The sequence below is a fragment of the Acinetobacter sp. 766875 genome (assembly GCF_000582055.1).
GTDB lineage: Bacteria > Pseudomonadota > Gammaproteobacteria > Pseudomonadales > Moraxellaceae > Acinetobacter > Acinetobacter nosocomialis.
Window position 1 is genome coordinate 15802 of the sequence record NZ_JEXX01000029.1, and the last position, 23553, is coordinate 39354.

Consider the following 23553-nt stretch of genomic DNA (forward strand, 5'->3'; position numbering starts at 1 on the left):
CCACTTTGCGGAAAATTCTTTGTCCTTTTTGTCTCTCCCAGCGTAATGAGGAGCTTGTGCTCGGCTACTTTAAAAATCAGTCAGAGATTCACTTTTTAAATGAAACGCACTGCTTTTTTTAGGTGCTTGAGCGACTTGATCATATTCAAGATGGCGGAATGGCCCTGTTTTTAAGCCTGAAATTGTGATTGCCATTTCTTTTCGAAAATAAGAAATTTGATACATCCAAGGGAAAACTAGATCTCTTAAACTTCCCGCCCACCAATGGTCAGATTGATATAGTGGTGTTAGTAAGCGACTAAGAAATTGATAAAACTGGGTGGATGAACCGCGAAGCTGGTGATAATGCTGCCAGAGCAAGGACCAATCAATATTCTGGTTTTTTTGAGCATGTCGCAATGATTGAGAAAAAGCCCAAGCATCTAATAATGCCATATTTGCACCTTGTCCTAACTGAGGACTCATTGCATGAGCTGCATCTCCAATTACCCCAATTCGACCTTGACCAAATTGGGTCATGACGACATCACGATAGTTTGCAGATAACCATTTGGGCTGAGTTTGACTGCTATACAAAATTTCTTTGAGCCACTCTGCAACTTTTGGCCAACGCTCAGAGACTTGCTTTAACCAAGTCTGCTTAGCTTGTTCATCTTGCAAAAAGTTTTGTAATTGTGTGGTAGGTAAGCTCCAAAATATACTCGAAAGGCGCTGTTGAGGTTCAGTTGGAATAGCTCCTGTAGGAAGAATTCCCATCATAATTTTCGAGCGATCATAAAATTGATGCAGAATTTCAGAATCGAGGACTTGGCACTCGGGCACGATACTCCACGCAGCCCCCCAAGGATAAGCTTTGTCAACCTTTACCCATGCTTTGGGGCGTAACTGGCTACGTGCACCGTTGGCAATGAGTAGGCCATCAAAGCAAGCATCAAACTTTTGGTTTTGATGACTGCCGAATAGCCGAACTTCATCGTTATGTTCTTCAAATCTTTCAACAGAATGGTTCATATACCAAGTAATCTGGCTTGAATACTCGTTAAGTTTTTGAGTGAGAATGTGACACAAAGTGGCTCGGTGTATACCTAAACCATAAAGATCTGCTGATGCTTCGTGATAGTGACTGTTAACTAAAAGACGCTTGTCCGGAAGTTGCCCTTCTAGGCCTGTGACTTTCGCACCTAAGGTTAAGGCTTTGTCGAGTACACCTAAGTGCTCAAATACAGCTAAGCCCGCGGGTTGTAGTAATAACCCAGCACCTACTGGCGATAACTCATCAACTTGTTCAAAAATAGTAACGTGGTTGCCTTCACGGGCAAGCAAAATTGCGGTGGCTAAACCTGCCGTGCCTGCACCAATAATGGCAAAATGAGGTGTTTTCATTGTTTGTTCTTTTCAAGCGTTCATAAAGCTAAATTTAGCAATGAACGGATAATCGATCTATATTTTTTTAAGTTATAAGTTTTACCCATAAAAAAATCCCTTGCATGGGCAAGGGACTTGGACGTTATTTCAATACACGCCAAAGCGCCAATAAGCTGCTCAACACAATCAAAATAATAGATACAAACCAAGGGCTAATAATCGCAATGGTGAGCAAAATCAGCATAGTACTGCCAAACATCCAGCTACGACGCTGTTGATGTTCCATTTGCAAACGGAGTTGCTGAATTTCACGTAACTGACGGTCCTGCCAAGCAGATTGGTTCTTTAAACCATTTAAGCTATCAATAATTAAGCTTGGGAAATCTTGAGCGCCTAAAAGCAGGTCAGGTAATTGCTGGCCAAGTTCTTTTACATTTTTGACTGGGTTCATGTTGGACTTAACCCATTCTGTCAAAATTGGTTTTGCCAATTTCCAGATGTCGAGTTGCGGATAAAGGTCCGTACCTAAGCCTTCTACATGCACTAAAGTTTTGAGCAGCAGCATGAGCTGTGGTGGAATCTCAAGATGGAAGCGACGGGCAATGTCCATCACTTGAATTAAGATACCTGCAAAATCAAGTTGATCCATTGGTTTAGACACCATTGGCCCAACAGTACGGCGCATCTCACGTGCTAAAGCGTCTTGATCGGTACCCGGTGGAATCCAGCCAGCTTGATGCACAATTTGAATAAGCTGCATAAAGTTGCTATTCATTACGGCAAGCAACATGCGGGCAACCGTCATTTGGTCATGCTTAGAAAGCTCACCCATGATCGCACAATCCAGCGCAATAAAGCGTGGATTGCTTGGGTTGATGGTTTCTACAAAGACATTACCGGGATGCATGTCGGCATGGAAAAAGTTATCGCGGAATACTTGCGTAAAGAAAATCGTTAAGCCTTTTTCTGCAAGTTGTGCGCGGTCCATGCCTAAACGGTCAAAGGTTGCCGTGTCTGAAATAGGCACACCAGTAATACGTTCAGCCACCATAACATCTTTGGTGTCCATGTAGACTTCTGGCACATACATCATGGTCGAACCAGTGAAGTAATGGCGCATACGACGAGTGTTATCTGCCTCAATACTCAAGTCCAGCTCATTTAAAATGATCTGGCGGTAGTCTTGAATAATTTCAGATAAATGTAATGCACGAGCAGCTTCAAGGCGGCTTTCTAGTGTATTCCCTAGCCATGCCAAAATTTCAAAGTCTTGTAAAATCTGGCTACGAATATCTGGACGAGTGACTTTTACAACAACTTCACGACCATCATGCAATGCTGCTGTATGGACTTGTGCAATTGAGGCAGCAGCAAGGGGTTGGTCATCAAAGCGAGCAAATAGTGTATTTACGTCTGCTTTTAAAGAGTCTTGAATACGTTGTTTGGCAACATTGCTATCAAAAGGTTTCACCTGATCTTGAAGTAAAACCAATTGAGCGAGTATTTCAGGTGGAATTAGGTCGCGTCGAGTTGACAGTAACTGCCCAAGCTTAATTGCAAGTGGTCCCATGTCTTCTAAAGCTTCTTTAAGCTTTAAAGGATTCTTGCGCTCACGACTCGACCATGCTGCCGGATGCATTTTAATAATATTTAATGCATGTTTAGCTTTAACTGGTAGTTCATCCGCAGGGAACAACGTATCGAGTCTATAGTGCGCTGCAATACGCCAAAGTTCGAGTAAACGTGAAACGTGCGGAATCATATACGGTCTTACCTAGTCTTGAGTGGGTTGTAGTTGTGCATTGAGCTGCTGTAATTTAGCTTCTAGACGGTCAATATCTTGATTAAGCTTACGTGTAGCTTGATTTAAATCGTCCATTTCCCAACGTGGGGCAAATAAACCACTGTCTTCTTTTAAAGCATCTTCAGCGAAAAATAGATGGCTTTGAAGAGAGCGTTTTAGATGCTTGGGTGCAAGTTGAATCTTACCAATTTCATGAGCGAGTTGAGGGCCAACCCATTTTGATAAATGCGCAGCTAAATCAGGTTCAGTCTGCTGCATAATTTTTTGAATATCCTGTAATAGGTGATAGTCACCTTGTAGCGGGATATTACCAATCTGGTCGGGATCGCTCACCAATAGTTTGATGAGTTCAACAACATCTTTGACATGTAAAGTAGCTGTTGCTTCAGAAATTTTAAATTGCGGGTCAAAAGGGCGTTGTTCAAAAATAGAAGGTTTTTCGCTGTGCCCAGTTGCAGTAGGTTCAAGACGTACTTTTTCTTGGTCAAAGAATACATCGACAGAAAGCTGCGGGCTATCGATGACAACACGCAACATTTTGCCCTGTAACTGATTGAGCTGAATGCGGGTTAATGCATCCAGATCGATCAGATGATGAATGATACGTTCGACTGCACCGAGTGCTAGAATCGACCACATATCGCTATCCCTTACAGTTTGAAACCGCGGTGAACAGCAACAATACCGCCAGTCAGGTTGTGATAGTCACAGTTCTGGAAGCCAGCATTTTCCATCATGCCTTTTAAGGTACGTTGGTCTGGATGCATACGAATTGATTCAGCCAAATATTTATAACTTTCTGAGTCATTGGCAACCAATTTACCCATAATCGGTAAAGCGGTGAATGAGTAGAGGTCATAAAGTTTTGAAAAAGGCTCAAATACTGGTTTAGAAAACTCAAGAATCAGTAAACGACCACCTGGTTTAAGTACACGGAACATAGAGGCAAGCGCAGCATCTTTATCCGTTACGTTGCGTAGACCAAAGCTAATGGTAACAAGGTCAAAGCTGTTATCTGCAAAAGGTTCTAAAGTTTCAGCATTGGCAAGTACGAAATCGACATTGGTACAGCCTGCATCAATCAGACGGTCACGGCCAACATTCAGCATAGATTCGTTAATGTCTGAAAGTACCACATGACCTTGAGGACCAACTTCACGGCTAAATACTTTTGCTAAGTCGCCTGTACCACCAGCAATGTCTAACACGTGTTGACCACGGCGAACACCAGACATGTTAATTGCAAAGCGTTTCCATAAACGGTGAATACCAAATGACATCAAGTCATTCATAAGGTCATATTTGCTTGCAACCGAGTGAAAAACTTCAGCAACTTTTTGAGCTTTATCTTCGGTTCGAACTGTTGAGTAACCAAAGTGAGTTGTTTCACCAACATTGCCAGTGTTGCCTGCACCACGTGGTAAATTATATTTTGGTACAGAACCGCTAACAGGTGTATCTGTTAAGGTTTGCTGTAAAGTTTGTTGTTGCCCTTGAGGGGTACCTTGCGGTAAAGGTGAGCTTAGGAATGGGCTAACTTTGTCTGAACTTTGTGCCTGCTCAGTTGGAGATGTTGGCTTTTGGTTTTCGTTAGACATATTGTCTCTCCTAGACTCAAACTCAAGTGAAACGGAATAAGTTCTGCATGATGACAGATTTTGTCTATTTTTACAGGCATCATCATGCAAATATAATGAATAAAATCTCAACTTCGCGAGGTTGAGTTTTTTCTATGTGCCGACCTTATCACACTCTAAACGGATTCGGATGTCCTGAATGTACTTTTTCAACAATCTGACGTTCTTTTTCCGTAAAAGTCTTAATAAAAGCCTCTGCTGATTTTAATGGTTTCATTGCGGTAAAACCATCTTGAATAAAATCATACATCAATTCGAAGTGATATTTTTGTGCAATACCTTTACACATTTTAAAAGCAGTGAACATCATAAATGAACGCATGTATTTATCGAGTGCTATCCCTAAGTCATCAAGAAGGGCAAGCTGCTGGTAACGGGCTTCGGCCTGATCAAGCTTGATTAAGGTTAAACGCATGATCTCATCAGTGAGTACTGTATCTGCTGGATAGTCTTCAAGAAGCTGCATGGCCACTTGTTCATCAAGTTGCGTGGCAAGTACAGCCAAACTTACCGACTTTGTTCCTGTTTTAATTGCGTTTTCAGGTAGGACTTTTTCTGCTTTATGGGCATATTTCAATAGTCGTTCAATTTGTGCAGCAAGCGCATCAAACTCTGGGCCGCCATATAAACGGTTTAAAAAATACTCTGACATGAGCTTGTGCTCTGGCAGATTAAAAAAGTCGTGATGCGTTTCTTTCATCCGCTCTTTTAACCATGTTTGTACATCTTGCAAACGCTGGGCAAGCACTGGATTATCGTGATAATTAAATGTTTTATATTGTTGTAAAAGATCATCAAAAGCAGCGAGTTTAGACATTTAAGGCTCTAATATTGGGCTATTTGCAAAAAATCATAAAAGGCATTGTAACCTTCTACTATGGCGAGTAGATGTAAAAAAAATGATTTATGCGTCAATTTTTAGACAGAATTTTGCTGCAATGACATAATTTGTATAGCAATTCATCATCTAAGCGCATAAGTTAAATAACAACGAAATTAAACAATAAAAGATTAGAGCAGTGGACTATGAGTGAACAACAACCAAAATTTGAAATTCGAGACGAAGAACAGCTTTCGGTCGATTTGATTGAAGCACAATATGCTTTAAAAGATAGTCGCGGTAAAAAAAATGCTAAAAGTACGCTCATTTTAATGAGTGGCATCGAACTGGCCGGAAAAGGTGAGGCTGTTAAACAGCTTCGAGAATGGTTAGATCCGAGATATTTAAGGGTAAAAGCAGATGCACCGCGTGTGCTGACAGATACAGAAGCTTTTTGGCAGTCATATTCAGAGTTTATTCCGACTGAAGGCCAAATTGTGGTGATGTTTGGCAATTGGTATAGCGACTTGTTGGTTACCGCGACGCATGTGTCAGAGCCTTTGGATGAGGCACGTTTTGATGCATATGTGGAAAATATGCGTTCATTTGAACAAGACCTAAAAAATAATTATGTCGATGTTATTAAAGTCTGGTTTGATCTTTCTTGGAAATCATTGCAAAAACGTTTAGATAAAATAGACCCTTCTGAACAACATTGGCATAAACTCCACGGCCTAGACTGGCGTAATAAAAAACAATATGACACTTTGCAAAAGTTACGCCGCCGCTTCACTGACGATTGGTACATTATTGATGGGGAAGATGAAAAACAGCGCGATCAATTTTTTGCTCAGTATCTTTTACAACATATGCGTCAGCTACCTGAACATGAAAGTGAAGTCAAAGGGAAATGGCAGCAGGCCAAGATTCCCGAGAGTTTATTAAAACCTGCTCAAGAACAGCTTGATAAAGCTGAGTACAAAAAAGAGCTCGATAAACTCAGCAAAAAAATTGCCGATACCATGCGTTTTGATAAACGTAATTTTGTGATTGCTTTTGAAGGAATGGATGCTTCGGGCAAAGGGGGTGCCATTAAACGAATTGTGAAAAACTTAGACCCGCGTGAATATGATATTCATTGTATTGGAGCACCTGAACGTTTCGAAGCAAGGCATCCTTATTTGTGGCGTTTTTGGAACCGCATTAATGAAGCCGAAAAAATTACGATTTTTGACCGTACTTGGTATGGCCGAGTGCTAGTAGAACGTGTGGAAGGTTTTGCGTCACCTTTGGAATGGCAAAGGGCATACGACGAAATTAATCGCTTTGAAAAAGACTTATTTGATAGCCAAACGATTGTGGTAAAAATTTGGCTAGCGATTAGTAAAGATGAGCAAGAACAACGTTTTAAAGCCAGAGAAGAGACACCGCATAAACGCTTTAAAATTACCGCAGAAGACTGGCGTAATCGTGACAAATGGGATGATTATTTAAAAGCAGCAGCAGATATGTTTGAACGAACCAGTACCGAATATGCTCCTTGGCATATTGTTGCCACTGATGATAAATATACTGCGCGTTTAGAAGTGTTAAGAGCGATTTTAAAACAGTTAAAGGCAGACTAACGTCTCCTTTAACTGTTTGAATATTATTGAACTGTTGGTTGTACAAATTGATCCTCAATTGAAGAGGATTTTGTAGCAAGAGTTTGTCGATTGCGAAATACAATAAGCGTTGCAATCAAACTGATGATTGCGGCAAACATTAACCAGAAAGCAGGCATACTTTTGCTGCCAGATTCTTGTACAAGATATGTGGCAATCATAGGTGTTAACCCACCAAATATAGAAGTGGCAAGACTATACGCTACAGAAAAACCAGCAATTCTTACGGAGCTTGGCATCATTTCAGTTAGGGAAACAACCAATGCGCCGTTATAGAAACTATAGAGCAGAGATAGCCATAGTAGTGAAATTAACATGTGTGCCAAACTAATGTTCTGAGTTAGCCAACTTAATAAAGGATAAGCACTTACAAAAATTAAAATGGTTGTGGTGATTAATAATGGCTTTCGGCCAATTTTATCTGATAAATAACCACCAATAGGTAATAAAATAAAATTACTTGCTCCCACCATCACTGTTGCAAATAAGCTTTCTGTGCTTGTTAAGTGTAGGACTTCTTTTCCATAAGTTGGGGTATAAACTGTAATGAAATAGAACATGGTTGTGGTTGTTGCAACCATACACATTCCAACAACTACAATTTTCCAATTCGCTGCAAGTGTTGACATAATTTGTCTAGTAGTTGGATGCTCTTTTCGAGATGAAAAAGCTTCAGTTTCGGCTAAGGATTTACGTAACCAGAATATAAACGGAATAATTGCACAGCCGACAAAAAATGGAATACGCCAAGCCCAGGCATCAACTTGCGCTTTTGTAAAGGCTAGACTGACTAAATAGCCTAATGTAGCAGCAAAAATTACAGCAACTTGTTGGCTGGCAGATTGCCAACTGGTAATAAAACCACGGTTATGTGGTTCCGCAATTTCAGATAAGTAAACCGAAACACCACCTAACTCAACGCCAGCTGAGAAACCTTGGGCTAAACGGCCAACAAATATTAAGACAGTGGCTGCAAAGCCGATAGTGGCATATCCAGGTGTTAGTGCAATTAACAATGAGCCAATTGCCATAATACTTAAGGTGACCATCAATCCTTTCCGGCGTCCAATTCGATCGACATATGGACCTAAGACGAGTGCGCCAATTGGACGCATTAAAAAACTAACGGCAAATACCAAAAAAGTTTTCATTAGCGCGGCGTAGCTGCTATCAGAATGGAAAAAAGTTTCACCTATCGCTTTTGCATACAGACCGAAGAGAAAAAAGTCATATTGTTCTAGGAAGTTGCCACTGGTCACATTAAAAATGGCACGTAAACGGGATGTTGATTGTCCATATTCCACAATGGCTCTCCGTATTTCATTTGGCATTGTAAACTGAATAATAGACTTTTAAACTTTAGTAAAACTTAAAAAAATAAGTGAAGATTAAAGTTTTTAATATATCTTTTGTTTTATTGTGTAAATTTTAAAAGTAAAAAATAAGGCACAGTCATGTGCCTTAAAATTATGATAGGACTATATTAATGCTCAATTACTGCTGAGCTGCGTCCTTTTTGTTGGATACGTTTAGCAAGATTGTAGCTGTCATTTAAGTGAGTTTGGGCTATTTTTTTCATCATAAAATAACCTAAACTTGCTGCAACAATTTGTCCGCCTAGCGGAATAAATTTCGTCACCTGTTTCGTTACGATTTTGCCAAAGAAACCGTTAAAGGTTTTTTTAACGGTTGTACGCGCGACCACAAAACCTGAAAATTGAAAGCCACGTTTACGCAATTCATCCCAATGAATGGTTTTTGTTTTTGGATCATAGACGCTGACATGTTCAGACGCTAAACCAAAACGGGAATTAATATCGGGAATAAGCTGTGACAAAATTCCCAAATCTACTACCACGTCAAAAAAAGGAATGGGTACAATTGCTGCACCAGCAGAGACGTAAGCTCTTTTTTGAATGAGATCGTGGCACTCATCGCGAATTTGTTCCAGATTTAGGCTAGGATCAATATAGTCAGGAATGTTATCAATTTTCATAATGTTTACCTGTAATGGGTTCCTTAAAGGTGTCTTCCAAACACAAGGCAAGTGACACCTAAAGTTAGATTATGCTGTGTTTAAACCAACGTGACATAGTCGGATTCAGTTGTATAGTAATGAATGTTTATGATTTTGTGCATAAATTATGCGAGTAGGATATGAAATAAATGGGCATCCATGTTATTCAAAGTCAACGTATTGATGTGTTATTGCAGGGCGTACTAGCATCTACGTCCCAACCTTCAACGCATCCTTTACAGGTTTTGAAAGCCCAGCATTTTATTGTGCCAAGTCCTGCCATCGAGCAATGGCTGATACAAAAACTTGCAGAACAACAAGGAATGAGCGCCAACTACCAGTTCCACCAACGTGTGCGCGGGTTTCAGTGGTATGCCTATCAACAGGTCCTCACGGCGCATAAGGAACAGGTTCGTAAGGCCAATATTCCACGCTTGATTTTTAAATGGCGTGTACATCAAGCCTTACAAGAATTTATTCAGCCTGATGAGATCAGTATAGATGGCTCTCATCCACTGCATTCTATTGTTCAACGTATTTATGACAGCGCAGATCGACTCGAACAAGGTATTGAGAAGCAGCTAAAAAAACAAAAAATGTTGTATTGGGTTGCCGAGCAGGTTGCCGATTTATTTAGTAACTACATGGTCTATCGGGGACAGTGCCAGCGTGGTTGTGAAAATACCTGTACTTGTCCAAATAACTGGTTAGCAGCGTGGGGACAAGGTCGATCACTTGATATCGAAAAGTATATTGCGCAGAAAGATAAAGAAGTTTCGGCATTTACTTTACAGCAAACACAAGAGTTAGAGCGTTGGCAGCGCTGGTTATGGCAGCAGCATTTTCATGATGATTTTATGCAAATGCAGCAAATTGATGAGTTGTTTTGGCAAGAGTTAGAGCATCCTGAGCGCCAGAAGAAGGCATTGGCTCGTTTGCCGGAACAAATAGTTATTTTTACTTTGCTAGACTTACCGCCTAGCCAGCTTCAGTTTTTGCGCCGTTTAGGGCAATACATTGATGTGTTGATTTTGCACTATAACCCTTCGCAAGAATATTGGGCCGATAGTGTCGACCCACTCTGGAAACAGCGCTATGACTTAGGGGTAAAAGAGCGTTTTATAGCGAAGAATCCCCAAGCGACCGATGCGGAAATTGCCGATTTCTTTAATAAGTTTACGCTTAACTTTAATGCTGAGGCGCGTGAGTCAAGACATCCACTTTTAACCAGATTAGGGAAACAAGCCCGCGACCACTTCTCATTACTCTCAAACTTGTCTACAGGTGAAGAAGGTAAGTGGGTGGATGCCTTTGTAGATGATTTTCCAGAAAGTTTACTTGGTAAAGTTCAGTCAGATATTTTGCATTTGGTGGAGCCCCAAGCCAAGCAATATGAACTTGCCTCTAACGATGACTCAATTCAAATTCATGTTTGTCACTCGACATTACGGCAACTTGAAGTATTGAAAGAACAATTGATTGGCTGGTTGGCGAAACCGCATGAACAGCCGCGTCGTCCAAATGATATTTTGGTTTTAGTTCCTAATTTGGCTGAGGTAGAACCTTTAATACGAAGTGTTTTCCCTGCTACAGCAACTGAGCAAGGTGTGCATTTGCCAGTCAAAATAGCAGGTGTTGCCTCACTTGATGCACTCAATGCATGGCGTGCCGTAATTGGCCGAATTAACCTTATGCAAGGCCGATTTGGCTTTGATGACTTTGCTGACTGGCTTAGTTTGCATGCGACACAGCAGCGTTATGCACTTGAATATGCTCAAGTAGAGCGAATTTTAAATTTACTTGTTGATGCAGGGTTTAAACGTGGGCTTGATGCAGAGCATCTGAAACGTAGCTTATGTGACGGCGATGATGATTATCGATATAGCTTTAAATTTGCTTTAGAGCGGTTAGCGCTCGGTATAGCAATTCCTGAACACGCTACATTTAATCAGGTGCTGAGTTACGCTAAGGTCCAACCGAGTGATTTTGAGCTTATTGGTACGCTCATTCAGATTTATCAAGATTTAAATGAGCGCCGTGACTGGCTCATTATGCATGAGCAGAAAAAAAGTCATACGGTGGAATACTGGCTGCAAATACTCTCGCAAGATATTATCGAGTTTGAGCAGGCCGGTGTGGCTGCTTTAAAAACTGCGCGGGAAATTGTAAAAAAACAAGAGCGTATGTTAACGCTTGCAAGCTACTATGCCGAGACAGAAACAGGCGCCTTACGTAAAATCACCTTGCCTTTGCCTTATATTCTGGATGAGATTCAGCGAACTTTAGAAAATCAGACCGCCCAAGCTGAACCGACCGGACAGATTACCTTTGCCCAGATTGGACAAATTCGTCCCTTACCTTATCGCTTAATTGTGATGTTGAACCTTGATGCAGGGCAGTTTCCTAACCGTGATACCCACGTGCCATTTGATTTGATGGATGCCTTACGTCAACAATTAGGTGACCGTTCCCGTCTTGAGGATGATCAAGGTGCTTTCTTGGATGCCTTACTTTTAGCTCAAGAAAACTTATGGCTGTTTTATAACGGTTTTGATGTTAATGACGGTGAGGTGAGAGACCCTTCTAGTATTCTTCAAGAGTTCCGTGAGCATCTTGCGCTTATTGTAAAACCGGAGCCAAATGCACCTGACCGTGAAGTGATTGAAGGCATTGAAATTCCGTCTCAATTAAAACAGCTCTATCACTTACATTATTTACAGCCGTTTGACCCGAAGGGTTTTATGGCCGAGAAAAGTTATATTCGTTATCAAGATCACTGGTTTAATGTGGCGATGCAAATTCAGCAAGCTTCCGGTGTTCTTAAGCCTTGGGCGAATACATCTTATCCTTTAGAAATACCTGACATGCTGGTTTTAGATAGCCATCAGTGGATACAAGATGTGACTTTCCCGGCACGCCTTTATTTAAAAACCTTGGGTGTCGAAAATTTAGGAAGGATGGGGGAGTTAGATCAGAATGAACCTCTGCTTTTAGATGGTTTGGGTCGTTATACCATTCGACATTTTTTACAACAAAATGAACAGCAGGCACAGCCAGAAGCTCTACTTGATCAGTTGCCTATAGGCAAAGTTCAATACAGTGCATGGCAACAGGGCATTTTTGAACAGGAATGCTTGCTTGAGCGCCTTCATCATTACGCGCCAGCCGTGACACAAACGACTCAGCGTGTGTGGCGAATTGCTAAACAGCTACATATGAATATTACGGTGCCAAAATCTGAAACTCAGGATTGGGTCAGCATGGAAGCATCAAGTGCTCGGGCAAAAAGACGTGCAAAAGTCTGGTTAGAGTACCTGCTTTGGTTGGCCTATTTAAATGAAGGAAGTGCAGGAACTGAAAGACGCCGTATTGTGGTTTTTAGTGACCAAACTGTCATCTGTAAAGGTATTAGTTCGGAGCAAGCTCGGCAGTATTTACAACCGTGGTTTAAAATCTGGCGTTATGCTCAACAGCAGCCGCTCGTGTTACCAGCAGCTTTATTATTAAAACCACTTGAAAAAGCTAAGGCATATCAGTGGGAAACAACAAATCCGACAGAAAAAATAAAACTCGATGAGAAGAGCTATGCGGAGCTGTTAAAATACTGGAATGAAACGGGGACATTTACCTCTATCGATATGACACAAAATGAAGCGTGCAAGTTACATCAAGATTGGCGTTTCATTTTGCAAGAACAAGATGCACAAGCATTACTTCAACATGCTTGTGATGAGTTTGCCTATGACCTGTATCATCCGGTTTTTCAATTTCAACATTCGGAGTAAGGCATGAACTCAAGAGTACAGGTGTCTTATCAACCTATTATTGATATTGAATTTAGTGGACTGCATTTAATTGAGGCTTCGGCGGGTACTGGGAAAACCTATACACTGTCGAGTTTAATGGTTCGTATTTTTCTTGAGAAATATTTACCGGGCCAAGTCATTGCAACAACATTCACCCGTGCTGCTGCGGCTGAGTTAAAAAGCCGGATTCGTGCGCGTTTGATCGAAACCCACCGTTATTTAGATGCCAAGCGGAGCTTGACTGAAAAAGAGATCCTTTTGCAGGCCGAGCAAGAAACTGACTTATTACTCCAACATGTTCTCAAGCATTTTGCGACACGTATTGCCTATGCCTGTGAGCGTTTAAAGCTCGTTATCGATCAGTTGGATGAGCTGTTTGTTGGAACACTCGATAGCTTTAGCCAAAAGTTGTTACGTGAGTTTGCCTTTGAAAGTGGCAAAATTGAACGTGCTCAAATTACCGATGATGCCAAAACCTATAGCCGACAACTGATTCATGATGTTTTACGTGAATGGATACAGTCTCAGCCTCAAACCGTGATTGATGCGTTGTATCTGGCAGGTGAGTTAAAAAGTGTCGACAGTTTTGTCAAACTGGTCGAAGACTCACTGAATTTTAGTTCGGCTCATTTTAAACTTCCCGAAAAGCCTACCATTCAGTTTGAACAGCTTGCTCAGCTCAAACAGTTGGCAGCAGAAATTGATATCAGTTTTCTAGAACCGTATTACTCGCTTGATGGCGAACACTATAAACATGTAAGCGGCACAATATTTCGTAATGGGGCATTTAATAAGTTATTTAGTGAATGTTTGCCACAGCTATTACAAGTTTTAAAGCAAAGCGACAGTATTTTAGTTTTTGATGGGTCTCTGGCAGTACAACGGGAACTCGTTTTTAAGTTTTTAGGCCAGCTTGCCGATCAGAAAGTTTTCAAGAAATGTCCTGCTGAAATTTCAGATGGATTTTATCAGCATCCTTGTATTCAGCAGATTCAGCAGTTATTTGGTGTACTGAAAAACTATGCTGAACAGTTCGATCAGCTTCATATTTATTTAAAAGCCTATTTGTGTGTAGAGGTTAAAAAACGTTTACCACAGGTTTTACAAAACAAGGGCGAGACGACTTTTTCTCAGCAAATTCGCACTTTGTCAGAAGCTTTAAAGGGTGAGCAGGGGCAACGTTTCGCCGTATTTGTGCAGGCTCGATACCCCTTAATTTTGGTTGATGAGTTTCAAGACACCAACCAAGACCAAGATGACATGCTCGCCAGCATTTGGCGTCATCCAGAACGTTACCAAAAAGGTTGCATGATTATGGTGGGTGACCGTAAGCAGGCAATTTACGGTTTCCGTGGTGGGGATATGCTCACCTTCTTGAATGCCTACAAAGATATTCAGGCAAAGCATGGTCGTGAATATAAGTTAATTCATAACCACCGTTCAGTCGCTGACTTGGTTGAAGTGGTTGATGCCTTATTTCAAAGGCAAATCGACTTTGGTGAACAGGTTCAATATGACCCGATTCGGGCAGGGACTCGACCTCATCCAGTTTTAATCGATCAAAACCAGCCTAATCCGCATCCTTTACGTTGGCTCATGCTAAAAGACAAGGAAACGGAAGCACAGCAAGTCGCTTGGAAAATACGTGATTTACTCAATCAGTCACATGCAGGACAACTTTATTTTCAAAAAGATGCCCAGACTCAAATCTTAAATGAAGACGATATTGCAGTCTTGTCGCGTAATCATGATGGTCTTGATAAAGTTCAATTTGAATTAGAACGTTTAGGAATACGAGTTAACCGGCCATCAAAACGAAGTGTTTTTGATTGCACAATTGCTCAGGATGTTGGGGCCTTACTCACTGCGATTCTTCATCCTTACGATGAGGCCAAAGTGAAACGAGCTTTGATTAGCCGTTTATTTGCTATGGACCTTAAACAGCTGTTGCAACTCGAGCAAACGGCCGAAGGTTTAAGCCAGTTTATGACGGGTTTTGATGCTATTCGGGAATTGTGGTCAGCTCAGGGCTTTTTAGTAGCATGGCAGCAATGTTTAAACCAATTTGGCATTTGGAAAAATCTGGTTGCTGTCCAGAGTAAAGATAATGAGCGGGTTGTGGTGAACTTGCGTCATTTGACCGAAATTTTGAGCCAACATAGCGAGAAATATCAGGGCGCGCAAAATCTCTATCACTGGTATCTCAAGCAATTACAATCACCACTTGATCGTGAATGGGAGTTAGAGCGTAGATTGTCGAGTGAAGCTGGCGTACAGCTCATGACCATTCACCAGTCAAAAGGTCTTGAGTTTAAAATTGTCTTTTTGCTCGGGGCCGACAAGCCATTTCGGGAAAATAACAAAACACTTAACTTCTCGACCCAAGATATAACGGTTCCGGAGTCGACTCAAACTCTAACACAACGTGTTGTTGCGATTGCCGATAAGACATATTTAAACGAAACCGAGCTGAAGCAGCATGAAGAACGGGCTTTGGCGGAACAAAACCGTCTATGGTACGTTGCCTTAACTCGGGCAAGTCATCGTGTTTATGCGCTCTTACAAGATACGGATGGCAAGTCTGTTTCAGGTTTGGCATTTTGGAAAAACAGAGCTGAACCATTCCAGCACCGTTGTTGTACCGATGAAATAATTTTGGAGCAACCACCTGCTGCAAGACATTTAAATCAACACATCAATATTATTGAGATACAGGCACAGCATTTTCCTGATCAGCGCTTTTATTCAAGAGGCAAAACCAGTTTTAGTTATCTGGCACAGCATTTAAGACATAAAGTAGGTACAGATTTACTCGCGAGTCAGAGCCATGAAGCTGTTTTAGCCGAAGATGAACTCGATCAGGTTATTTCTGTTGAGACGGCCACAGCACAGCCCATTAGCTGGATCAAAAGCAATTTTCCAAGAGGGACGCTCGCAGGTAATTTCTTACATGAAATTTTTGAGCATATTGATTTTCAATGTTCAGATGAGTGGGTAAGCGAAATACGCCGTCGTTTTAAAAATGACTACAGTAGTTTGTGGCAAGATTTATTAATCAAATACCAAGAAAGCTTTCCCGAAGAACAAGAAGCGGAATACTCGCTTTATCACGCTGTGGCCGAATGGTTGCAAGAGATTTTAAGCACGCCGTTATATCAAGGCTTTCGCCTAAATCGGTTACAGCCAGAGCACTATTTATCAGAGTGTCCTTTTTATTTGGCACTGTCGGATCGTGTGTTAGCCATGAAACGTATTCAGCAGCTGTTTGCTGAATATGGTATGGAAATGCCAGAGTTATTAGAGGCTCGTTCTGCACGCTATTTAAATGGTTCGATAGACTTGGTTTATTTTGATGGGCAGCGTTATCACATTGCTGACTATAAGAGTAACTACTTGGGTGAAAACCTTGCTGATTACAGTGTAGAAGGCATTGCACAAAGTATGTCTTTAGCCAGCTATTGGCTACAAGCGGGTCTATATTTGGTTGCGTTACATCGTTATTTAAAAGTCAAAATGCAGAATTATGATATTGAACAACACTTAGGTGGGGCGACTTATCTTTACTTGCGCGGTATGAATGGCGAAGCTGAGCAAGGTTATTATTATTGGCAGCCAAGTACAGAATTTGTTCTACGACTCGATGCTATTTTAGGGTACTTTGCTGAGGATAAAATTGCATAAAAAATGCTGATAAATGATCTAATTTTAGATTTAACAAATACTTGGGGTGTGGATAAGCCTGTCTATAACCATGTGGACAAGCGTGTGGAAAACTAGGTGGATAAGTGTGTGGACAATCTAAATAGCCCTGAACAAAGCGATTTAAGCTGGTTAATGACTTGGAGTACCTTTCTAAATCAAGCCCCGTTTACTGCACAGACACAAGCTCCAGAGGCAGCTTATTTTTTGCAGCAGCTAATTGAAGCGAGCTTGCAGGGTGACAGTTGTATTGAGATTAGCCCAGAGCAAATAGAAACACTTGGCCAACTGGTGATATCTGCTGAACAAGCAAAGTCTCAAGTTGCCCCTTGTGTCCACGACGGGCAGGGGTTGGCATTATACCGATATTGGAACCTAGAGCAACGTCTAGCTGAGCAAATTCGCCGATTAAAGCAACAACCAATTCAACCTGTTTCATGTGAAGAGCATTTAGACTTATTAACTGATCCTCATCAGCAAGCTGCTTTGCAAATGGTGACTCGGCAGAGCTTAAGTATTATTACAGGTGGACCGGGTACAGGTAAGACTTATACGCTGGCTCGTATTATTGCTGTGCTTAGTCAGGCAATTCCGCATATTCGTGTGGCAATGGCTGCTCCGACGGGTAAAGCTGCACAGCGTATGCAAGAAGCCTTACAAAACTCGTTTAATGATCCCAAACTGCTTGAGTCGGGGCTAATGAGTGATGAGCTAAGAAACCAAAGTACCCAAACTATCCATCGGTTATTAGGTATGGGGCATAGTCAAACTCCACGGTTTAATCAAAAACAGCCGTTGCCTTATGACGTTATTGTGGTGGATGAAGCCTCTATGCTGGATTTAAATCTGGCAACGTTATTATTTGAAGCTGTCCCTGAGTCTTGTCGAATTATTTTATTAGGCGATGCCAACCAGCTTGCTTCAGTAGATGTTGGAGCAGTACTTGCAGATTTACAGCAAATCGAGACGTTGTCTGAAAACCGTGTTCACCTTCAAACCAGCCGTCGTTTTGCGGAAGGGGCTTTGATTGGTCAGGTTGCCCGATTTATTCAAATGCAAACCAGTCAAATCAACCATGAGCAAGTTTTACAACAATTTGAAGTCGATATTGTTCAAGTTTCAGAGTTACGTTCAATACCTTTAGAAGCCGACATGCCCGATGTGGTTCAGCTTGAATACTTACCCGCAGAGTCATCTCTAGCACTAGAAACTTACTACCAAAAATTGATGGTGGGTTTTCAAGGCTATGTGCAAAGCTTAAAAGCTTATTTACAAGATGATCGATCACTTGAGCATATTGAAAATATTGTTAAGTCATTCGATGACTACCGTATTTTAACGGCAGTTCGTCATGGGCCATTTGGCTTGCAGCAACTTAATCAATATGCCGAACGCTGGTTACAACAACAGCTAGGTATTGTGACTTTAGGAGGATGGTATGTAGGCCGTCCGGTCATGATGACTTATAACGATTATCAGCTTGGTATTTCAAATGGTGACATTGGTTTATGTTTTGAACACAGAACCCAGCCTCAACAGTTTGAAGTCTATTTCCCAAGTTTAAATAAGTGGGTTGCTGCAAACCGATTACCTAAAAGTATTCAAAGTGCATTTACTTTAACCATTCACAAATCGCAAGGGTCTGAATTTACACATACTGCTGTTGTTCTCGATCAGGCTGCCAAGAATTTGTTAAGCCAAGAGTTAATTTACACTGCGATTACACGAGCGAAAAAAGTGGTCAGTCTGTTGGTTCATCCAGAGGCTTTATTACAATCTTTTACAGTTCGTACGACCAGAAAAAGCGGTTTAGTTGAAAAAGTTAATCGGTTAGTTCGTTAAGGCAAACTTAATATTTTTACCCTTGTAAGAAAAAGCTTACATGGATTCGAGATATTTGCTGCTAGAGAACATACCCTGTTTTTGAGATTATAAACGCACAACGAGCTTGGCAAGGAATGTCGGGCAAAATCGCACAATAATAACAACTTAAGTCGAGAGACTGCGAACTTACAATGAAGTAGGTGAATAAAGAGGAAACTTACAGCCGCTAAGCCTTGTAGTTTTGGGAGAGACTACAGGGCTTTTTTATATTCTGAGTTTTTATCACGTTAAATAAATTAAATAACCCCTGGTTTGCGTCGTGCTATTTCTTATTCTGATTATCAATAATTTAACTCAAGCATATTAATATATTTATTTGTAATATGATTCTTAAATGGGCATTTTTCGCGTGAATTGTTAAGTTAAATGTTATACAGAACCGTACGTTATTTAGCTGTTACAGATAAACGCTAAATATTAGACAGACCTGTGCGTTTTCGCTTACATGATGATAAGAAAAATACTACTTTTCTTCATAATTGGATATGACAAAATACATCACATAAGGAAATAGAAATAAAAATAACGGAAGTGAGTAAAACGAGAAGAAGGATGTGGAAAGCATCTCACACATAACAATAAGAACAGCGATAAACACGATAAACAAGAACTACAGCGCCAAAAACCCAAGCAGAAATGCTTGGGTTTTTTATTTTAGCGCTAAGTTATTACGATTTAGACTAGATCTGTTTCATGTGAATCGCTACCAAACAATGAGCGACGCTGATCTCTAGGAATTCGTGGGCATTGGCTAGAAATTTGATAGAGCAAGTTGGCTAGAGCCGGAAGGTGAGTGCCTACTACGGACTTTCCAGTGGTTAACAGTGAAACGCTAATATCTCGCTCTGGGTCGGCCCAACATAAAATATTAGAAAAGCCGAGATGACCAAAAGCTTGTCCAGTCATTGGACCAAATAAACCTACTGGATTACTACCGAGCATGGGACCTAGTGCATAACGCATAGGTATTAATAAGGTTCGATCAATGTTAACTCCTGTGGTCGGTAGAGTTGCTCTAAAAATTGTTTTCTCACTTAAAATTTGTTTGCCTTGGTAGCTTCCCCCACTTAAAAGCATTTCAAAGAAGCGTCCAGCTTGTTCGGCACTGGTATAAATGTTGCCAGCAGGGCAGATGGTATCCATAAAGCGGCTATCATTGGTCACATCTACAGCGAGTTGTAAGCCGCCACCTAGTACATGATTTAAATAATGATCTGTTCCTAAGCGAGGATGTAAACCTGTTGCACAATTGAGTGCAACTTTGGAGCGATACTCTGGCTTCAAACCATAGTTGAAATAAGGCATGTCCATCGGCTTCTCGATGGTCTCATGCACAAATTGGCGAAGGTCTTGCCCTGTGACTCGCTCAATAATTTCACCTAAAATATACCCTGCCGTTACTGCATGATAGGCGAGGTGATTTCCTGCTGGAGAAACAGGTCTTGCTGCATATAGGCGCTTTAAAATTTCATCTTTATCAAAAAGCAGTTCAGGAGTGACTTCTCCATCAACATAAGGAATGCCTCCCCGATGTGCTAACAAATGAAAGATGGTCGCACGGCGCTTCCCATTTACACCATATTCAGGAATGTAATAACTGACGGGGTCAAGTAAGTTGATTTCACCTTTTTCATCTAAAAGATGAATCAACATAGCAGTAATCATTTTGGATGCTGAAAATAAGCAAACAGGAGTATCCGGCGTTGCGATGAGGGCATTATTTTGCAAACCTTCTGGAGAGTTCCCTTGAGCATAGCCAATGCTTCGATTTAATAAAATTTTCCCCTGTCTACGTAAACAAAAAGTAATGAGCGGATAGTTCCCGGTTTTATAGAGTGACTCAATACTTTTCCAGATCTTTTGAACCTGACGTTCACTCATTCCACCTTGTTCGGCAGGTACCTCATCTTTGTGATGAATGACCGATCCAATATCGTCTGGTACTGGACAGGTGTTGGTCGAAAATATTTTCACACGTCCCTCGCGTTTCTTTCTTTTTATTGACGTTCAAGTGTGCAGGGTTCGGATGCGTATGTCAGTGTCTAAAATGACAGGTAACTGAAAACAATTTTGCAATCCATATATAGATACCTTAAAATAGGCAACTTGCTGTAGTGATGCACGGCAGTCAGTTGCGCTCAACTGATTCATATCATTTTATTTTTTAAGCATCTCGGAGAAATCGAATGGCTTTAACTAATGCAGACCGCGCAGAGATCATTGCTAAATTTGCTCGCGCTGAAAACGACACTGGTTCACCAGAAGTACAAGTAGCTTTATTGACTGCTCAAATCAATGATTTACAAGGTCACTTTAAAGCTCACAAACACGACCACCATAGCCGTCGCGGTTTGATCCGTATGGTTAACCAACGTCGTAAATTACTTGACTACTTAAATGGTAAAGACCACGAGCGTTACACTGCTTTGATCGGTGCTTTAGGTCTACGTCGTTAATTCGATTTTGCTTTGTTTTCGGTTTATCGCATGTTGCTATGCTTTGTTTCTGGAAAGAAAGTTTCGCCTAATCAATCGTTAGGCGATTTATAGAAGGGGCGCTTGTGCGCTCCTTCTTTGCGTTTAATATTATTTAAAAGTTTTGGTCTAGTGTGATGGCTTCTAAGCTTTGTCATTTATCTACCAATAGTTGTAGTCTGAATGCCAAACCTTAGGGGTCTCACTAGAATAAAATTAGGAAAATACAATACATGTCAATGTTTAACATCGTTCGTAAAGAATTCCAGTTCGGTCAACATCAAGTCGTTTTAGAAACGGGTCGCGTTGCACGTCAAGCAAATACAGTTTTAATTACAATGGGCGGCGTAACTGTTTTAGTTGCAGTTGTTGCTCAATCTAAAGCAAAAGCGGGTCAAGACTTTTTCCCGTTAACAGTTAACTATCAAGAAAAACAATATGCAGCTGGTCGTATCCCTGGTGGTTACGGTAAGCGTGAAGGTCGTGCTTCTGAAGCTGAAACTTTAATTTCACGTCTTATTGACCGTCCAATTCGTCCATTGTTCCCAGAAGGTTACTTCAACGAAATTCAAGTAACAGCAACAGTTGTTTCTTCTGACAAAACTATGGAAGCTGATATTGCTGCAATGTTAGGTACTTCTGCTGCATTAGCAATTGCAGGTACACCATTCCGTGGCCCAATCGGTGCAGCACGTGTTGGTTTAATTAACGGCGAATATGTTTTAAACCCGAATTTTGAACAAATGGCTCAGTCTGACCTTGACCTTGTGGTTGCTGGTACAGAAGCGGCTGTATTAATGGTTGAATCTGAAGCAAAAGAACTTTCAGAAGACCAAATGCTTGGTGCTGTGCTTTTCGGTCATGACGAAATGCAAATCGCGATTCAAGCAATTAAAGAATTTGCTGCTGCTGCCGGTGCAGTGGAATCAACTTGGGTTGCTCCAGCTAAAAATGAAACACTTCGTGAGCAATTAAAAGCAGCTTTCGAAGCTAAAATTTCTGAAGCGTATACGATTGCGGTTAAACAAGATCGTTATGCAGCATTAGATGCACTTTATGCAGAAGCTGTAGCTCAGTTCGTTCCTGAAAATGACGAAACTGGTCTTGCTGACGAAGTAAACGAATTATTTGAAGACCTTAAATACCGTACAGTACGTGACAACATCTTGTCTGGTAAGCCACGTATTGATGGTCGTGATACTAAAACTGTTCGTGCGATCGACGTTCAAGTTGGCGTATTAGATCGTGCACACGGTTCTGCATTATTTACACGTGGTGAAACTCAGGCGTTAGTAACAACAACTTTGGGTAATACTCGTGATGCGTTAATGGTTGATACGCTTTCTGGTACTAAAACTGACAACTTCATGTTGCACTACAACTTCCCTGCATACTCTGTAGGTGAAACAGGTCGTGAGTCTGGTCCTAAGCGTCGTGAAATTGGCCATGGTCGTTTAGCACGTCGTGGTGTTCAAGCTGTTCTTCCTGCTGCTGACCGCTTCCCATACGTTATTCGTATTGTATCTGATATTACTGAATCTAACGGTTCATCTTCAATGGCTTCTGTATGTGGTGCGTCATTATCTCTTATGGATGCAGGTGTTCCACTTAAAGCACCAGTTGCGGGTATCGCAATGGGCTTAGTGAAAGAAGGCGATCGTTTTGCGGTACTTTCAGACATCTTAGGTGACGAAGACCACCTTGGTGACATGGACTTTAAAGTAGCAGGTTCTGCAAACGGTATTACTGCACTTCAAATGGACATCAAGATCGAAGGTATTACTGAAGAAATTATGGAAGTTGCGTTAAACCAAGCATTTGCTGGTCGTATGCACATCCTTAATGAAATGAACAAAGTAATTTCACGCGCTCGTCCTGAAATTTCAATGCATGCTCCAACATTCGAAGTAATTACAATTAATCCGGACAAGATTCGTGATGTAATTGGTAAAGGTGGTGCAACAATCCGCCAAATTACTGAAGAAACTAAAGCTGCTATTGATATTGAAGATAACGGTACAGTTCGCGTATTTGGTGAAACTAAAGCTGCTGCTAAAGCTGCAATTGCAAAAATCCAAGCGATTACTGCTGAAGTTGAACCAGGTAAAATCTACGACGGTAAAGTTATCCGTATTGTAGAATTTGGTGCATTCGTAAACATTATGCCAGGTACTGATGGTCTTCTTCATATTTCGCAAATCTCTAATGAGCGTATTGCGAACGTAACTGATGTTCTTAAAGAAGGTCAGGAAGTGAAAGTACAAGTTGCTGATGTTGACAACCGTGGTCGTATCAAATTGACTATGAAAGATATTGAGCAAGCATAATTGCTTAACTCACTAAAAAAGTCCGCTTGATGCGGGCTTTTTTTATGGCATGATGC

Annotated in this window: 14 protein-coding genes; 6 read left to right on the plus strand and 8 right to left on the minus strand. The window is 41.1% G+C overall.

Going from position 1 to position 23553, the window contains the following annotated elements:
• Nucleotides 1–69: 69 nt before the first annotated feature.
• From J576_RS17625 to J576_RS17645, 5 genes are all read right to left on the minus strand, one after another.
• Nucleotides 70–1383 carry an FAD-dependent oxidoreductase gene (locus J576_RS17625; RefSeq protein ID WP_002156998.1) on the minus strand — a complete coding sequence of 438 codons (1314 nt, stop codon included), beginning with the start codon at nt 1381–1383 and terminating at the stop codon, nt 70–72.
• Nucleotides 1384–1507: 124 nt separating this feature from the next.
• A complete protein-coding gene (locus tag J576_RS17630) occupies nt 1508–3127 on the minus strand; it encodes an ABC1 kinase family protein (protein WP_002156982.1) in 1620 nt (539 codons plus the stop codon).
• A 12-nt stretch (nt 3128–3139) separates the two neighbouring features.
• Nucleotides 3140–3808, minus strand: coding sequence for a ubiquinone biosynthesis accessory factor UbiJ (locus J576_RS17635; RefSeq protein ID WP_002156948.1), 669 nt, complete (start codon nt 3806–3808; stop codon nt 3140–3142).
• Between the two features lie 11 nt (nt 3809–3819).
• Nucleotides 3820–4767, minus strand: a complete 948-nt coding sequence (gene ubiE / locus J576_RS17640) for a bifunctional demethylmenaquinone methyltransferase/2-methoxy-6-polyprenyl-1,4-benzoquinol methylase UbiE (RefSeq protein WP_002156970.1) — start codon at nt 4765–4767, stop codon at nt 3820–3822.
• Between the two features lie 148 nt (nt 4768–4915).
• On the minus strand, nt 4916–5623 hold the full coding sequence (locus tag J576_RS17645; protein ID WP_002157018.1) for a DUF8198 family protein: 708 nt from the start codon (nt 5621–5623) through the stop codon (nt 4916–4918).
• Between the two features lie 209 nt (nt 5624–5832).
• On the opposite strand from J576_RS17645, the gene pap reads away from it, so the two are divergent.
• The gene (gene pap, locus J576_RS17650; protein ID WP_002157012.1) at nt 5833–7251 is read left to right on the plus strand and encodes a polyphosphate:AMP phosphotransferase; all 1419 of its coding nucleotides are present in this window, start codon (nt 5833–5835) and stop codon (nt 7249–7251) included.
• Nucleotides 7252–7274: 23 nt separating this feature from the next.
• Here pap and J576_RS17655 read toward each other — a convergent pair whose 3' ends face one another.
• Together J576_RS17655 and J576_RS17660 are read right to left on the minus strand one after the other, a co-directional pair.
• The gene (locus tag J576_RS17655; RefSeq protein ID WP_002157024.1) at nt 7275–8594 is read right to left on the minus strand and encodes an MFS transporter; all 1320 of its coding nucleotides are present in this window, start codon (nt 8592–8594) and stop codon (nt 7275–7277) included.
• A 179-nt stretch (nt 8595–8773) separates the two neighbouring features.
• The gene (locus J576_RS17660) at nt 8774–9286 is read right to left on the minus strand and encodes a hypothetical protein (protein ID WP_002157034.1); all 513 of its coding nucleotides are present in this window, start codon (nt 9284–9286) and stop codon (nt 8774–8776) included.
• Between the two features lie 170 nt (nt 9287–9456).
• Here J576_RS17660 and J576_RS17665 point away from each other — a divergent pair, with 170 nt between their 5' ends.
• From J576_RS17665 to recD, 3 genes are all read left to right on the plus strand, one after another.
• The gene (locus tag J576_RS17665; RefSeq protein ID WP_002157019.1) at nt 9457–13092 is read left to right on the plus strand and encodes an exodeoxyribonuclease V subunit gamma; all 3636 of its coding nucleotides are present in this window, start codon (nt 9457–9459) and stop codon (nt 13090–13092) included.
• 3 nt (nt 13093–13095) lie between these two features.
• Entirely contained in the window at nt 13096–16794 is a 3699-nt protein-coding gene (locus tag J576_RS17670; protein WP_002156950.1) for a UvrD-helicase domain-containing protein, read from the plus strand.
• Nucleotides 16795–16902: 108 nt separating this feature from the next.
• A complete protein-coding gene (gene recD / locus J576_RS17675; RefSeq protein WP_002157036.1) occupies nt 16903–18654 on the plus strand; it encodes an exodeoxyribonuclease V subunit alpha in 1752 nt (583 codons plus the stop codon).
• 717 nt (nt 18655–19371) lie between these two features.
• Here recD and J576_RS17680 read toward each other — a convergent pair.
• Nucleotides 19372–20670, minus strand: a complete 1299-nt coding sequence (locus tag J576_RS17680; protein ID WP_002156935.1) for an EstA family serine hydrolase — start codon at nt 20668–20670, stop codon at nt 19372–19374.
• A 212-nt stretch (nt 20671–20882) separates the two neighbouring features.
• Here J576_RS17680 and rpsO point away from each other — a divergent pair, with 212 nt between their 5' ends.
• The gene (gene rpsO / locus J576_RS17685) at nt 20883–21152 is read left to right on the plus strand and encodes a 30S ribosomal protein S15 (protein WP_001229357.1); all 270 of its coding nucleotides are present in this window, start codon (nt 20883–20885) and stop codon (nt 21150–21152) included.
• A 257-nt stretch (nt 21153–21409) separates the two neighbouring features.
• On the plus strand, nt 21410–23497 hold the full coding sequence (gene pnp, locus J576_RS17690) for a polyribonucleotide nucleotidyltransferase (RefSeq protein ID WP_170318156.1): 2088 nt from the start codon (nt 21410–21412) through the stop codon (nt 23495–23497).
• Nucleotides 23498–23553: the final 56 nt, after the last annotated feature.

Bases quoted from the DNA above. Each gene is read 5' to 3' on its own strand.
- pap (WP_002157012.1), top strand. From the start codon at position 5,833: ATGAGTGAACAACAACCAAAATTTGAAATTCGAGACGAAGAACAGCTT.
- pnp (WP_170318156.1), top strand. From the start codon at position 21,410: ATGTTTAACATCGTTCGTAAAGAATTCCAGTTCGGTCAACATCAAGTC.
- J576_RS17625 (WP_002156998.1), bottom strand. From the start codon at position 1,383: ATGAAAACACCTCATTTTGCCATTATTGGTGCAGGCACGGCAGGTTTA.
- J576_RS17670 (WP_002156950.1), top strand. From the start codon at position 13,096: ATGAACTCAAGAGTACAGGTGTCTTATCAACCTATTATTGATATTGAA.
- J576_RS17660 (WP_002157034.1), bottom strand. From the start codon at position 9,286: ATGAAAATTGATAACATTCCTGACTATATTGATCCTAGCCTAAATCTG.
- ubiE (WP_002156970.1), bottom strand. From the start codon at position 4,767: ATGTCTAACGAAAACCAAAAGCCAACATCTCCAACTGAGCAGGCACAA.
- J576_RS17635 (WP_002156948.1), bottom strand. From the start codon at position 3,808: ATGTGGTCGATTCTAGCACTCGGTGCAGTCGAACGTATCATTCATCAT.
- J576_RS17630 (WP_002156982.1), bottom strand. From the start codon at position 3,127: ATGATTCCGCACGTTTCACGTTTACTCGAACTTTGGCGTATTGCAGCG.
- J576_RS17665 (WP_002157019.1), top strand. From the start codon at position 9,457: ATGGGCATCCATGTTATTCAAAGTCAACGTATTGATGTGTTATTGCAG.
- rpsO (WP_001229357.1), top strand. From the start codon at position 20,883: ATGGCTTTAACTAATGCAGACCGCGCAGAGATCATTGCTAAATTTGCT.
- J576_RS17645 (WP_002157018.1), bottom strand. From the start codon at position 5,623: ATGTCTAAACTCGCTGCTTTTGATGATCTTTTACAACAATATAAAACA.